Raw genomic sequence first — 13,612 nt, 5'->3', positions numbered from 1 at the left:
TCATGGCTTCCTTCGAGTACGCACCGGCGCCCGAGTCCCGCGCCGTCGTGGACATCGCGCCCTCCTACGGCCTGTTCATCGACGGCGAGTTCACCGAGGCGGCCGACGGCCGGGTCTTCAAGACCGTCTCCCCCGCCACCGAGGAGGTCCTCTCCGAGGTCGCCCAGGCGGGCGAGGCGGACGTGGACCGCGCGGTACGGGCCGCCCGTACGGCCTTCGCGAAGTGGTCGGCGCTGCCCGGCTCCGAGCGCGCCAAGTACCTGTTCCGTATCGCCCGGATCATCCAGGAGCGCAGCCGCGAACTGGCCGTCCTGGAGACCCTGGACAACGGCAAGCCCATCAGGGAGACGCGGGACGCCGATCTCCCCCTGGTCGCCGCGCACTTCTTCTACTACGCGGGCTGGGCCGACAAGCTCGGGCACGCGGGCTTCGGCGCCGACCCCCGGCCGCTGGGCGTCGCGGGCCAGATCATCCCGTGGAACTTCCCGCTGCTGATGCTCGCGTGGAAGATCGCTCCGGCGCTGGCCACCGGCAACACGGTGGTGCTCAAGCCCGCCGAGACCACCCCGCTGTCCGCCCTGTTCTTCGCGGACATCTGCCGCCAGGCCGGTCTCCCCCGGGGAGTCGTCAACATCCTTCCCGGGTACGGCGACACGGGCGCCGCGCTGGTCGCGCACCCCGACGTCAACAAGGTCGCCTTCACCGGTTCCACGGCGGTGGGCAAGGCGATCGCCCGTCAGGTGGCCGGCACGGAGAAGAGGGTCGGCCTCGAACTGGGCGGCAAGGGCGCCAACATCGTCTTCGACGACGCCCCGATCGACCAGGCCGTCGAGGGGATCGTCACCGGCATCTTCTTCAACCAGGGGCAGGTCTGCTGCGCGGGCTCCCGGCTCCTCGTCCAGGAGTCCGTCCAGGACGAGTTGCTGGACTCGCTCAAGCGGCGCCTCTCCACGCTCCGCCTCGGCGACCCGCTCGACAAGAACACCGACATCGGCGCGATCAACTCCGCCGAGCAGCTCGCGCGGATCACCTCGCTCGTCGAGCAGGGCGAGGCGGAGGGCGCCGAGCGCTGGTCCCCGGAGTGCGAACTCCCGTCCGCCGGCTACTGGTTCGCGCCGACGCTCTTCACCGGCGTCACCCAGGCGCACACCATCGCCCGCGACGAGATCTTCGGCCCGGTGCTCTCCGTACTGTCCTTCCGCACGCCCGAAGAGGCGGTCGCCAAGGCCAACAACAGCCAGTACGGCCTCTCCGCGGGCATCTGGACCGAGAAGGGCTCCCGCATCCTCGCCGTGGCGGGCAAGCTGCGCGCGGGTGTCATCTGGTCCAACACGTTCAACAAGTTCGACCCGACCTCGCCGTTCGGCGGTTACAAGGAGTCGGGCTTCGGCCGCGAGGGCGGTCGCCACGGCCTGGAGGCGTACCTCGATGTCCGATAAGTCGACCAAGTCCGAACAGCAGCGGCTGAGCGTCTTCAAGACCTACAAGCTGTACGTGGGCGGGAAGTTCCCGCGTTCCGAGAGCGGCCGGGTGTACGAGGTGACCGACTCCAAGGGCAACTGGCTCGCGAACGCGCCGCGTTCCTCCCGCAAGGACGCCCGGGACGCGGTCGTCGCCGCCCGCAAGGCGTTCGGCGGCTGGTCCGGCGCCACGGCGTACAACCGGGGCCAGATCCTCTACCGCGTCGCCGAGATGCTGGAGGGCCGCAGGGACCAGTTCGCGCGCGAAGTGGCCGACGCGGAGGGGCTGTCGAGGTCCAGGGCGGCGGCCGTCGTGGACGCGGCGATCGACCGCTGGGTCTGGTACGCGGGCTGGACCGACAAGATCGCCCAGGTGGTCGGCGGCGCCAACCCGGTGGCGGGGCCGTTCTTCAACCTCTCCTCCCCGGAGCCGACGGGCGTGGTCACCGTCCTCGCCCCGCAGGAGTCGTCGTTCCTGGGCCTGGTCTCGGTGATCGCCCCGGTGATCGCGACGGGCAACACGGCCGTCGTGATCGCGAGCGAGCGCTCCCCGCTCCCGGCCCTGTCCCTGGGCGAGGTACTGGCCACCTCCGACCTGCCCGGCGGAGTCGTCAACATCCTCTCGGGCGGCACCGCGGAGCTCGCCGCCCCCCTGGCCGCACACCAGGACGTCAACGCGATCGACCTGGCCGGCGCGGACGACGCCCTGGCGAAGGAGCTGGAGATCGCGGCGGCGGACAACCTGAAGCGGGTACTGCGTCCACAGCCTGTGGATCACGCCGAGACGCCGGGCACCGAGCGTCTGACGGCGTTCCTGGAGACCAAGACGGTCTGGCACCCGACGGGGTCACTGGGCGCGTCGGGGTCCTCGTACTGACCGGGACCGGAGAGCGCTGAAGCCCGGAGAGCCGCGTCCTCCCGCCGTACGGGGAGGGCGCGGCTCTCCGCCGTGACCGGGCCGCCGTCAGCCGCCCAGGACCTTCGCCACCTGGCCCACCACCGGCACGCTCCCGATCGACTCCGCCTCCGCCACCGGGCCCGTCAGCGCCCGGGAGGCCAGCGGCTGGAAGTCGGCGAGCTGGGTGGCGACGCCGTTGTCGAGGGGGTCGACGCCGGTGCCCGCGAGCGGGTTGGGCTTCAGGTGCGCGACCGGGCCGGTGACGTAGCCGACGGTGCCGGTGAGGGCCTTGAGGCCGGACCGCGCGTCGATGTTGCCGAGCGAGGTGGGCTTCGAACGCAGCGCGTCGACCACCGGGGCGGTGTCCGCGGAGGCCGTCGCCGCGCCCGCGCCCAGGGCCACTCCGGCGGTCGCGAGGGCGATGAGGGCGCGCTGGGCGGTGGGGCTGTGGGGGGACGCGTGTCGTGCCATTGCGGGGGCCGCCTTCTGGTGCGCCGGGGTGATCGGATCGACACGAAGGGTAGTTGAGGTGTGACGCGCGCTCCAAAGTCGACCCGCGGGGTCGGCAGGACGTACGGGATACGTCAAACTGGTGTCCCGTGAGCATCCTTTCCCCGTCAGCGGCCCGTGTCGTGCTGCTGTGCGGCCCCTCGGGTTCCGGCAAGTCCCTCGTCTCCGCCCGGTCCGGTCTGCCCGTACTGCGGCTCGACGACTTCTACAAGGAGGGCGACGACCCGACGCTGCCGCTGGTGGCGGGGAGTTCGGACATCGACTGGGACCACCCCGACTCCTGGGACGCGGACGTGGCGGTCGCCGCGATCGTCGAGCTGTGCCGCACGGGCCGTACGGACGTGCCGGTCTACGACATCTCGCTGAGCGCCCGTACGGGCACGGAGGCGGTCGACGTCGGGCGGACCCCGCTGTTCATAGCGGAGGGCATCTTCGCCGCCGAAGTCATCACCCGCTGTCGGGAGTCGGGAGTCCTCGCCGACGCGCTGTGCCTGAGCCGCGGCCCGGTGCGCACCTTCCGGCGCCGCTTCCTGCGGGATCTCAGGGAGGGCCGTAAGTCCGTGTCGTTCCTGTTGCGGCGCGGCTGGCGGCTGATGCGGCAGGAGCGCTCGATCGTGGCCCGGCAGACCGGGCTCGGCGCGCACGCCTGCGACAAGGACGAGGCCCTGGGCCGGCTCGCCGCGGCGGCGGTCGGGCGGCGCCCGGCGGCGGCTCCCACCCCCACCAGCTGACGGCACGCAGAAGAGAGCGGGACTGGACGGACCCCCCGGCCCTCCGGTCCCGCTCTCCCCGTTCCCCCGTGGTGCTTCCCCCGTGACCCCGTCGGCACCCCCCGGTACCGCTCCCCCGTGGTCCCCCGTGCTCCCCCCGACCCTCAGGCGACCAACTCCCCGAAGGCGTCCTCCTCGTCACGGCCGAAGCTGAGGACCTCGTCCTCGCGCATCCGGCGGAGCGACCGCCAGATGCTGGACTTCACCGTGCCGACACTGATGTCGAGGATCTCCGCGATCTCCGGGTCCGTGCGGCCCTCGTAGTAACGAAGGACCAGCATGGTGCGCTGGAGTTCGGGCAGCCGGGCCAGCGCCTGCCACAGGACGGCGCGCAGTTCGGTGCCGCGCATCGCGTCCGTGTCGCCGGCCGTCTCCGGCAGCTCCTCGGTCGGGTACTCGTTCAGCTTGCGGCGGCGCCACGCGCTGATGTGCAGATTGGTCATCGTCCGCCGCAGGTAACCCCCGACGGCCGCCTTGTCACTGATCCGGTCCCACGCCCGGTAGGTCGAGAACAGCGCGCTCTGCAGCAGGTCCTCGGCCTCGAAGCGGTCGCCGGTGAGGTGGTAGGCGGTGGCGTACAGGGAGGCGCGGCGCTCCTTGACGTAGGCGGTGAACTCCACCTCCGACAGCGAACGACGCTCCCCCGTGCCCTCCCCGTACGCGCTTCCCCCGTGTGTCTCCCCCGTGTGTGCGTCAACGACCGTCATGTACGACGTGTGCTGACGCCCGGTGCCGCGAACGCACCCTCGCGCTCCCCCGCGCTCGAAGGCGCTCGCCCGGGAGGGACTCCCGTCGGCACCGGACTTCTCGGAACCCCGGGTGACGTCGTGCAGACGCGTGACGACTGCGTTGGTGCTGGTGCTGTGCAGCGTGCTCATCTCGCGCCCCCCGTAGTGGACTTCCCGGTGTTCGGCTGGTTCCGTGGTGCTTCCCCGCCTGTGCCGAGAACTCTGCCGGGGCCACTTCATCACCGTGTCCGTCGACTGTCACAGACCTGTCACAGGGGCCGGCGACAGAGACCGCACAAGGGATGCACAGAACGTGGCGGTACCGAGGTTTCTCTCCGACCGGGGCGCCTACAGGTCGTACGACACCCACTCCATGGGCCAGAATGAGCCCCGTGCCTTCCCTGTTGCTGATCGAGGACGACGACGCCATCCGTACGGCCCTGGAGCTCTCTCTGACGCGCCAGGGCCACCGGGTTGCCACCGCTGCCACCGGTGAGGACGGTCTCAAGCTGCTGCGCGAGCAGCGGCCGGACCTGATCGTGCTGGATGTGATGCTGCCGGGCATCGACGGGTTCGAGGTGTGCCGGCGCATCCGGCGCACGGACCAGTTGCCCATCATTCTGCTGACCGCGCGCAGCGACGACATCGACATCGTCGTCGGCCTGGAGTCCGGCGCCGACGACTATGTCGTCAAACCCGTGCAGGGCCGGGTGCTGGACGCCCGGATCCGTGCCGTGCTGCGGCGCGGGGAGCGGGAGGCCAACGACGCGGCGCAGTTCGGCTCGCTCACCATCGACCGCGCGGCGATGACCGTGACGAAGAACGGTGAGGACCTCCAACTCACGCCCACCGAGCTGCGGTTGCTGCTGGAGCTGAGCCGGCGGCCCGGACAGGCGCTGTCCCGGCAGCAGTTGCTGCGTCTGGTGTGGGAGCACGACTACCTCGGCGACTCGCGGCTGGTGGACGCGTGCGTGCAGCGGCTGCGCGCCAAGGTCGAGGACGTGCCGTCGTCCCCGACGCTGATCCGCACCGTGCGCGGGGTCGGGTACCGCCTGGACACGCCTCAGTGACCGAGGCGCACGGGGGGATCCGCGGCTGGGCCCCGGGTCGTAAGGGAGCGCTGTCGCGGTTGCGGTTCACCAGCCTGCGGCTGCGGCTGGTCGTGGTGTTCGGGCTGGTCGCGCTGACCGCCGCGGTCTCCGCGTCCGGGATCGCCTACTGGCTCAACCGTGAGGCCGTGCTGACCCGCGCCCAGGACGCGGTGCTGCGCGACTTCCGGCAGGAGATGCAGAACCGCGCGGGCGCGCTGCCGGCACGTCCGACCCAGGACGAACTGCTGCGCACCGCGGGCCAGATGGCGAACAGCAGCCAGCGCTTCAGCGTGCTGCTCGTCGCCCAGGACGCCAACGGCAAGACGGTGTACGGCAATTCGGGCGGTCTCAACGGCTTCTCGCTGGAGGACGTGCCCAAGTCGCTGCGTACGGCGGTGAACAGGCGGCAGCCGGTCTCCGACGGCAACAAGGAGCCCTACCACCTGTACTGGCAGCGGGTCACCGAGCACGGCTCGCCCTACCTGGTCGCCGGTACCCGGATGATCGGCGGCGGCCCGACCGGTTACACGCTCAAGTCCCTCGAACCGGAGGCGAAGGACCTCAACTCCCTCGCCTGGTCGCTGGGGATCGCCACCGGGCTCGCGCTGATCGGCTCCGCGCTGCTGGCGCAGGCCGCCGCGACGACCGTCCTCAAGCCGGTGCACCGGCTGGGCATCGCCGCCCGGCGCCTCGGCGAGGGCAAGCTCGACACCCGGCTGCGGGTCTCCGGCACCGATGAACTCGCCGAGCTGTCACGGACGTTCAACCAGACCGCGGAGGCCCTGGAGAAGCGGGTCGCCGACATGGCCGCCCGTGAGGACTCCTCCCGGCGGTTCGTCGCCGACATGTCGCACGAGCTGCGCACCCCGCTCACCGCGATCACCGCGGTGGTGGAGGTGCTGGAGGAGGAGCTCGACGCCGAGACCGGCAGCGTCGACCCGATGATCGAGCCCGCCGTACGGCTGGTGGTGAGCGAGACCCGCCGCCTCGGCGACCTCGTCGAGAACCTGATGGAGGTCACCCGCTTCGACGCGGGCACGGCACGGCTCGTCCTCGACGACGTGGACATCGCCGACCAGATCACCGCGTGCATGGACGCCCGGGCCTGGCTGGACGCGGTGGACCTGGACGCCGAGCGCGGCATCCAGGTGGGGCTCGACCCGCGCCGCCTGGACGTGATCCTCGCCAACCTCATCGGCAACGCCCTCAAGCACGGGGGCTCACCGGTACGGGTCTCGGTACGTGTGGCCGACGAGCACCTCGTCATCGCGGTGCGGGACCACGGTCCGGGCATTCCCGAGGACGTCCTGCCGCACGTCTTCGACCGGTTCTACAAGGCGAGCGCCTCCCGCCCCCGCTCCGAGGGCAGCGGCCTCGGCCTCTCCATCGCCCTGGAGAACGCGCACATCCACGGCGGGTCCATCACCGCCGCCAACTCCCCTGAAGGCGGTGCGGTGTTCACGCTCCGTCTGCCGCTGGGCGCGTCGGCCCACGCCGACGAGACCGACAAGGACGGGACCGGGGCCGAGGGGACCGGCGACGCCTCGGAGGGGACCACACCATGACCGTACGGAACCGGCCGGAGGCGCGAGGCGTACGACAGCCGACGGCTTCCTCCCTGCTCCCGCTGCTGGGTCTGCTCGGCCTGCTGCTGGCGGGCTGCGGCATCCGGTCGACGCAGGTGCCCACCGACTTCGGTGCCGCGCCGTCCCGGGTGCCCTGCACGCTGAGCGGGCCGGACGTCTCGGCGCCGGCCTCGCGCGGGGTGCCGGTGCAGGTGTTCCTGCTGTGCGGGTCGTCGCTGGTGACCGTCGACCGCTCGGTGGTGGTACCGGACGGCACGGCGGACGCCCGGCGGCGGGTGATCGTCGGGCAGGGCCTCCTCGACCAGCTCGCGGAGTCCCCGTCGTCCGGCGAGCGGGCGGCCGGCTACACGACGGACGTGCGCGGCGGCATGACGGTGAGCGGCCCGCGCGCCGGTGACCCCGAGGACTCCCTGCGGCTCAGCACCGCACCGGCCGAACTGACCTCGTACGCGCTGGCCCAGATCGTCTGTACGTTCTCCGACTCGGCGGCGGCCGAGGGCGACGGCTCGGTGATCCTGGGCGGCCCCGGTCCGGCACCGCTGCGCCGTTACGCGTGCACGGACGACGTACGCAACCAGCCGGGCAGCAAGCAGCCGCCGTCGACCGGGGTGACCAACGGCTGACACCGGCCGGGCGCGGCGGTGGCGCCGGGGTGTGGCGCAACCGACATCTCCTTGAGCCGTGCGGTCCCGGAACCGATCGTGCCGACCGGGGCGTCTTGTGGGGCGTGCAGCGTGAAGGCTCCATCGGCGGCAGCGCCGCGATCCGCATCCGTGTGACGGGAGGTGTCCTCCTCGTCGCACATCTCGCGTTCGTCGCCTGGGTCACGCTGCGCCCCCTGGACGTTCCCTGGGTGCAGCCGCCCAACCTGCGCCCGCTGGCCACGATCCGGGCCGACCTGGCGCTGGGCGGCCCGGCGGCGGCCCGGCGGATCGGTGAGGGTCTCGCGCTGCTCGCGCCGCTGGGCTTCCTCCTCCCCATGGTCGGCGGCCGCCTCCACGTGTCACCGCCGGCGTCCCTGATCCGGACGGCCGCGGCGGGCGCCCTGCTGTCGCTGGGGATCGAGCTGTGGCAGACCGGGGTGCCCGGCCGGGTGGCGGACGTCGACTCGCTGCTGCTGAACACGGTGGGTGTGGCGCTGGCCCACGCCCTGGTCGTACCGGCCGTCCGGGCCCGGCTCCGCCGCGGGGCGGAGAGGGACGGTCCGGTTCCCCTCCTCCAGGAGGAAACGTCTCAGGGGCGGACCCCGACGATTCCCAGGGTCGGCCTCGCCCCCTGGACCGACGCCCCGCTGGCTCCGGACCCGTACCGTTGAAGACAGCTGGAGGACCGGCCGCCCGCCCGCGGGACCGCGGAGCCGGGGCCCGCCGGTGCCGACACGGCGAACGACCGAACACACGAGGAGCGCGAGAGATATGACCGCCATTGCCCGCCCCACCAACGGCCGCGTGATAGGCGGAGTCTGCGCAGCGCTGGCACGGCGCTTCGGTACCTCCGCGACGACGATGCGGGTGATCTTCCTGGTCTCCTGCCTGTTGCCCGGCCCGCAGTTCCTGCTCTACATCGCGCTGTGGATCCTCTTCCCGTCCGAGGACAAGGTGCGCACGGAAGCCTGGTAGGTCCGCCGGACGCGGACGCGCCGGTGGGGCGCCCCGGTTCTCCGGGGCGCCCCACCGGCACGTGCGGTGCGGGGGCGGGGTCAGCCGAGCGGAATTCCGTTCACCGGGAGGCCGTGGGTGGGCAGGCCCTTCAACGGCAGGCCGCCGAGGAGTTTGCCCACCGGTGCGGTGGGGCCCGCGCTGAGCACCCGCTCGGCGGCCGGCTGCACGGCGGTGAGACCGGCGCCGACCGCGGGCTGCGCCTGGCCCAGCGCCTGGCCGGCCCCCGGCAGCGCCTTGGCGACGTTCTCGGCGGGCAGCGTGTGGGTGACGGTGCTCAGCGCCTGGGAGGCGTCGGGGACCGCCGGAGCCGCACTCGCGGCACCCGCGCCGGCGGCGGCGAAGGCGGCGCCGAGGGCGGCGACACCGAGGGTCTTGGCAGCAGACTGCTTCATGGTGAATGCGTCCTTGAATGGGATGACGGGGATGTGAGCGGTCCATGACCGTAAACACGCGCAGGCGCTCGCCGCAAACATCGAAAAGCGGACGGCCGATACCCACGCGACCGCGGCCCGCGTCCCCCGTTCAGCCCTATTCCGAGATGGAACCGCTGGTGGAAGCGGTGTGGCGGAACAGCCATTCGGATTTCAGTTCGGCATATCCCGGCTTGATCACGTCATTGATCATCGCCAGTCGTTCATCGAAAGGAATGAATGCTGACTTCATAGCATTGACGGAGAACCACTGCATGTCGTCGAGCGAATAATCAAACGCCTCGACGAGGTGCTCGAATTCGCGGCTCATGCTGGTGTGGGACATCAGCCTGTTGTCCGTGTTCACGGTGGCCCGGAAGTGCAGCCGGCGCAGCAGCCCGATGGGGTGCTCCGCGTAGGAGTCGGCGGCGCCGGTCTGGAGGTTGGAGCTGGGGCACAGCTCCAGCGGGATGCGCTTGTCCCGGACGTAGGAGGCGAGCCGGCCGAGTTCGACGGAGCCGTCCTCGCGGACCTTGATGTCGTCGATGATGCGGACTCCGTGGCCGAGCCGGTCGGCACCGCACCACTGGAGGGCCTGCCAGATGGACGGGAGCCCGAAGGCCTCGCCGGCGTGGATGGTGAAGTGGTTGTTCTCGCGCTTCAGGTACTCGAAGGCGTCGAGGTGCCGGGTGGGCGGGTAACCCGCCTCCGCGCCCGCGATGTCGAAGCCGACGACGCCCAAGTCGCGGTAACGGTTGGCGAGTTCGGCGATCTCCAGCGCGCGGGCCGCGTGCCGCATGGCGGTGAGCAGGGCGCCCACGCGGATGCGGTGACCGTTCTCCCGGGCGAGCGACTCCCCTTGCCGGAAGCCCTCGTTGACGGACTCGACGACCTCTTCGAGGGTGAGGCCGCCCTCCAGGTGCTGTTCGGGCGCGTACCGCACCTCGGCGTAGACGACACCGTCCTCGGCGAGGTCCTCGGCGCACTCGCGGGCGACCCGGATCAGCGCGTCCCGGGTCTGCATCACGCCGACCGTGTGCGAGAAGGTCTCCAGGTACCGCTCTAGGGAACCGGAGTCGGCGGCTTCGCTGAACCAGCGGCCGAGCTGGTCGGGGTCGGTCTCCGGGAGCCCCGAGTAGCCCGCCTCGCGGGCGAGTTCGACGATCGTCCGGGGGCGCAGACCTCCGTCGAGGTGGTCGTGCAGCAGGACCTTCGGTGCCCGGCGGATCTGGTCCGTGCCCGGGGTGTGCGTGGTCTGGCTCGTCATGGCCGCACTCTACTCCTACGCGCGTAGACAGCCCTCTGTACGAATCCGTCGATATGTAACGGTGACCGAGCGGACAGGTGGCGTACACCGCCGCTTCTGACACTGTTCTGTCATGGCACAGCAAGCGTTGCCGGTCCGAACGGCCCGGCTGGGGAGGGCGCTCGGCCCGGAACCGACGTCGGTGAGCGGGGTGGTCCTGCTGCTCCCGGGCGGCGAGGAGTCCTCGGTCCGCCGTCCGTCCCCCATGATGGCGACGGCCTCCGTCCGCGCGTTGGGACGCCGGCTCGCCCGCACGGGCCGCGCCGACGGTCTCGTCGCGCACGTCGTGCACTACCGCTACCGCGGCTGGAACGGCGGCGAGGCGCATCTCGCGCAGGACGCCTCCTGGGCGGCGGACGAGGCCGTACGGCGCTACGGGGACGTCACCGTCTGCCTCCTCGGGTACGACATGGGGGCCCGGGCCGCCCTCCGCTCGGCCGGGCACGAGGCCGTCAACTCCGTGGTGGCGCTGGCTCCCTGGCTGCCGGAGCAGGATGTGGCGACCCCGGCCGAACCGGTGCGGCAGCTGGCGGGGCGGCGGGTGCTGATCGTGCACGGCACCAACGACGAACGGAACGATCCCGAGCTGTCGTTCAGGCTGGCCGCCCGGGCGAAGAAGGCGAACCGGGACGTGTGCCGGTTCGAAGTGCACTCCGACGGACACGCGTTGTATCAGCACCGGCACGAAGTGCACGCGCTGACCGAAGACTTCGTGCTGGGGGCGCTGTGCGGGCGGGGGTTCTCCCGACCCGTCGAGGACGCGTTGCAGGCACCGCCGCCGCTGGGGCTGCGGATGCCGCTGGCCACGGGGTTCGGGCGGTCGCTGCGGCGGTGACCTCAGTCGGGCAGCAGGCTGCCCCGCCGGGAGAGCAGGAACTTCTTGAAGGCCGCCACCGGAGGGGTGTCGGGACGGCCGTCGAGCCAGGCCACGCCGATCTCGCGCACCGCGCGCGGGGCTGTCACCGTCAGTTCGGCAACTCCCGGGCGGGGTACGGCGGGTGGCGGCAGCAGGGCGACACCGAGGCCGGCCGCCACCAGCCCGCGCAGGGTCTCCGCCTCCTCCCCCTCGAAGGCGACCCGCGGCCGGAACCCCGCCTCCCTGCAGAGGTCGTCGGTGATACGGCGCAGCCCGTACCCCGGCTCCAGCGTCACGAAGGGCTCCTCGGCCGCCTCCGCCAGGCGGACCCGCTTGCGGTCGGCGAGACGGTGGTCGGCGGGGACGACCAGGCGCAGCCGCTGTTCGTCGAGGCGGCGGGCGACGAGGTCGGGGGCTTCGGGGACGGGCGAGGTGAGGCAGAGGTCGAGTTCGCCGGCCCGGAGCCGCTCCAGCATCGCCTCGCCGTAGTTCTGCACGAGGCTGAAGCGGACGCGGGGATGATCGGCGCGGAAGGCGCGGATGAGGCCGGGGACGGTCTCGGAGCCCATGGTGTGCAGGAAGCCGAAGGCGACCTTGCCGGCGGCCGGGTCGGCGTCGGCCCGCACCTCCTCGGCGGCGCGCTCCACCTCGGCGAGGGCGCGTTCCACGGAGACGAGGAAGGTGCGGCCGGCGGGCGTGAGGGAGACCGTGCGGCCGTGGCGCGCGAACAGGTCGACGCCCAGGTCCTGTTCGAGCCGGACCATGGCCCGGGAGAGCGTGGACTGCGGGACCCGCAGCTCCCGCGCCGCCCGTGTGACGTGCTCGGTGCGGGCGACACCGGCGAAGTACGCGAGGCGCGGCGCGAGCAGCGCGACGATGTCTTCTGTGTCACCGTGCGGTGACAGATGCGGCTGCGACCTCTGCTGATGCTCCATGGGAACGATTATGGTGTTTCCGTGCATTGGACGGATGAGCGGGCACGTACGTAGCTTCGACGCATGCCTCCCGCCGATACCGGGGCGTCCACCGTCGTGGCCGCCGCCCCCTCCGCTCCCGCCACCGGTCCCGCGTCCGACACCCGGCTGACGCCGGGCGGTCCCGGCTATCGCCGGATGAGCTTCGCGCTCTTCCTCGCCGGTGTGGCGACCTTCGCCCTCCTCTACTCCACCCAGGCCCTGCTGCCGCTGATCTCGTCCGGCTTCGGGGTCACGGCGAGCGCGGCGAGCTGGACGGTGGCGGCGGCGACCGGCGGACTCGCCGTCTTCGTCCTCCCGATGAGCGCGCTGTCGGAACGGTTCGGACGCCGTACGGTCATGACCGCCTCGCTGGCGGTCGCGGTGGGCGTCGGGATCCTGGTGCCCTTCGCGCCCTCGCTGGGTGTGCTGGTGGCGCTGCGGTTCCTCCAGGGGGCCGCGCTCGCCGGGCTCCCCGCGTCGGCGACCGCGTATCTCGCCGAAGAGGTCCGCCCCAAGGCGCTGGTCACGGCGATCGGCCTCTTCGTGGCGGGCAACAGCGTCGGCGGGATGAGCGGCCGGGTCATCACCGGCTGGGTCGCGCAGGAGTGGGGCTGGCGGACCGCCGTCGCGGTGATCGGCCTCCTCGCGGTCGGCTGCGCGGTCGCCTTCCGGCTGCTGCTCCCCGCCCCACGGCACTTCCGGCCCGGGTCGCTGCGCCCGCGCGTCCTGGCCCGCACGGTCCGCGACCACCTCGCCGACCCGCTGCTGCGCCGGCTGTACGCGATCGGCGCGCTGTTCATGACGGTGTTCGGCGGCGTCTACACGGTGATCGGCTATCGCCTGACCCAGGCGCCCTTCTCGCTCCCGCAGGGCATCGTCGGCTCGATCTTCCTGGTGTACCTGGTCGGTACGGTGTCGGCGTCCACGGCGGGCCGCCTGGTGGACCGGACCGGCCGTCGCGGGGCCCTCTACCTGGCGGGCGGTACGACGGCGGCGGGTCTGCTGGTCTCGCTGGCCGACGCGCTGCCGCTCATCCTGCTGGGGCTGGTGCTGATCACGGCGGGCTTCTTCGCGGGCCACGCGGTCGCCTCCTCGTCGGTCAGCAAGACGGCCACGACCGGCCGCGCCCAGGCCTCCGCCCTCTACCAGTCCGCCTACTACATCGGCTCCAGCGCCGGCAGCACCATCGGTGCCACGGCCTTCCACGCGAGCGGCTGGAGCGGCACGGTCGGGGTGGGCGTCCTGGCGGTCCTCGGCGTCGTGGCGATCACCGTGCTGGGCTCGCGGGCCGCGCGGAGGGTGCCGGCCGCGGCGGCCTCCGTCGGCTCGTCCTGACATCCGACGGGACCCGTCCGCACCCACTCCGACCTGCACAATCCC

General features: G+C 72.0%; 15 protein-coding genes. 10 read left to right on the top strand and 5 right to left on the bottom strand.

Annotated features, from left to right (window positions below; all coding sequences use genetic code 11):
* Positions 1-2: 2 nt before the first annotated feature.
* Positions 3-1,439, top strand: a complete 1,437-nt coding sequence (locus ABZT12_RS07150; RefSeq protein WP_356378605.1) for an aldehyde dehydrogenase family protein — start codon at positions 3-5, stop codon at positions 1,437-1,439.
* Positions 1,429-2,337, top strand: a complete 909-nt coding sequence (locus ABZT12_RS07145) for an aldehyde dehydrogenase family protein (protein WP_356378602.1) — start codon at positions 1,429-1,431, stop codon at positions 2,335-2,337. Before ABZT12_RS07150 ends, ABZT12_RS07145 begins: the two co-directional genes overlap by 11 nt.
* 87 nt (positions 2,338-2,424) lie before the next feature.
* Here ABZT12_RS07145 and ABZT12_RS07140 read toward each other — a convergent pair whose 3' ends face one another.
* The gene (locus ABZT12_RS07140; RefSeq protein ID WP_356378599.1) at positions 2,425-2,829 is read right to left on the bottom strand and encodes a hypothetical protein; all 405 of its coding nucleotides are present in this window, start codon (positions 2,827-2,829) and stop codon (positions 2,425-2,427) included.
* A 128-nt stretch (positions 2,830-2,957) separates the two neighbouring features.
* Here ABZT12_RS07140 and ABZT12_RS07135 point away from each other — a divergent pair, with 128 nt between their 5' ends.
* Complete coding sequence (locus tag ABZT12_RS07135; RefSeq protein ID WP_356378596.1) at positions 2,958-3,599, top strand: uridine kinase; 642 nt, start codon at positions 2,958-2,960, stop codon at positions 3,597-3,599.
* Positions 3,600-3,742: 143 nt separating this feature from the next.
* Here ABZT12_RS07135 and ABZT12_RS07130 read toward each other — a convergent pair whose 3' ends face one another.
* Positions 3,743-4,516: a SigE family RNA polymerase sigma factor gene (locus ABZT12_RS07130; RefSeq protein WP_356378594.1), complete on the bottom strand. Its 774-nt coding sequence runs from the start codon at positions 4,514-4,516 to the stop codon at positions 3,743-3,745.
* A 242-nt stretch (positions 4,517-4,758) separates the two neighbouring features.
* Here ABZT12_RS07130 and afsQ1 point away from each other — a divergent pair, with 242 nt between their 5' ends.
* The 5 genes from afsQ1 (at position 4,759) to ABZT12_RS07105 (ending at position 8,662) form a co-directional block, all read left to right on the top strand.
* Positions 4,759-5,436 carry a two-component system response regulator AfsQ1 gene (afsQ1, locus tag ABZT12_RS07125; protein WP_356378592.1) on the top strand — a complete coding sequence of 226 codons (678 nt, stop codon included), beginning with the start codon at positions 4,759-4,761 and terminating at the stop codon, positions 5,434-5,436.
* Positions 5,433-7,022, top strand: coding sequence for a HAMP domain-containing sensor histidine kinase (locus tag ABZT12_RS07120; RefSeq protein ID WP_356378589.1), 1,590 nt, complete (start codon positions 5,433-5,435; stop codon positions 7,020-7,022). The genes afsQ1 and ABZT12_RS07120 overlap by 4 nt, the downstream gene beginning before the upstream one ends.
* Positions 7,019-7,666 (top strand): hypothetical protein, encoded by a 648-nt coding sequence (locus ABZT12_RS07115; RefSeq protein WP_356378586.1) that lies wholly within the window; start codon positions 7,019-7,021, stop codon positions 7,664-7,666. Before ABZT12_RS07120 ends, ABZT12_RS07115 begins: the two co-directional genes overlap by 4 nt.
* A 104-nt stretch (positions 7,667-7,770) precedes the next feature.
* Entirely contained in the window at positions 7,771-8,358 is a 588-nt protein-coding gene (locus ABZT12_RS07110; RefSeq protein WP_356378583.1) for a VanZ family protein, read from the top strand.
* A gap of 100 nt (positions 8,359-8,458) precedes the next feature.
* Positions 8,459-8,662 carry a PspC domain-containing protein gene (locus ABZT12_RS07105; RefSeq protein WP_356378580.1) on the top strand — a complete coding sequence of 68 codons (204 nt, stop codon included), beginning with the start codon at positions 8,459-8,461 and terminating at the stop codon, positions 8,660-8,662.
* 80 nt (positions 8,663-8,742) lie between these two features.
* On the opposite strand, the gene ABZT12_RS07100 is transcribed toward ABZT12_RS07105, so the two are convergent.
* Together ABZT12_RS07100 and ABZT12_RS07095 are read right to left on the bottom strand one after the other, a co-directional pair.
* Positions 8,743-9,096, bottom strand: coding sequence for an ATP-binding protein (locus ABZT12_RS07100; RefSeq protein WP_356378577.1), 354 nt, complete (start codon positions 9,094-9,096; stop codon positions 8,743-8,745).
* Positions 9,097-9,232: 136 nt separating this feature from the next.
* Entirely contained in the window at positions 9,233-10,381 is a 1,149-nt protein-coding gene (locus ABZT12_RS07095; protein WP_356378574.1) for an adenosine deaminase, read from the bottom strand.
* A 112-nt stretch (positions 10,382-10,493) separates the two neighbouring features.
* Here ABZT12_RS07095 and ABZT12_RS07090 point away from each other — a divergent pair, with 112 nt between their 5' ends.
* Positions 10,494-11,255 (top strand): prolyl oligopeptidase family serine peptidase, encoded by a 762-nt coding sequence (locus tag ABZT12_RS07090; RefSeq protein WP_356378570.1) that lies wholly within the window; start codon positions 10,494-10,496, stop codon positions 11,253-11,255.
* A 2-nt stretch (positions 11,256-11,257) separates the two neighbouring features.
* Here the strand turns inward: ABZT12_RS07090 and ABZT12_RS07085 are convergent, their stop codons facing one another.
* A complete protein-coding gene (locus tag ABZT12_RS07085; RefSeq protein ID WP_356378567.1) occupies positions 11,258-12,211 on the bottom strand; it encodes a LysR substrate-binding domain-containing protein in 954 nt (317 codons plus the stop codon).
* A gap of 63 nt (positions 12,212-12,274) precedes the next feature.
* Here ABZT12_RS07085 and ABZT12_RS07080 point away from each other — a divergent pair, with 63 nt between their 5' ends.
* The gene (locus ABZT12_RS07080; protein WP_356378564.1) at positions 12,275-13,567 is read left to right on the top strand and encodes an MFS transporter; all 1,293 of its coding nucleotides are present in this window, start codon (positions 12,275-12,277) and stop codon (positions 13,565-13,567) included.
* Positions 13,568-13,612: the final 45 nt, after the last annotated feature.

This window comes from Streptomyces sp. NPDC005423 (assembly GCF_040606415.1).
In the GTDB taxonomy this organism is placed as follows: Bacteria; Actinomycetota; Actinomycetes; order Streptomycetales; family Streptomycetaceae; genus Streptomyces.
Note: the sequence above shows the minus strand (reverse complement) of the source record. Positions and strands in the feature narration are given on the sequence as shown.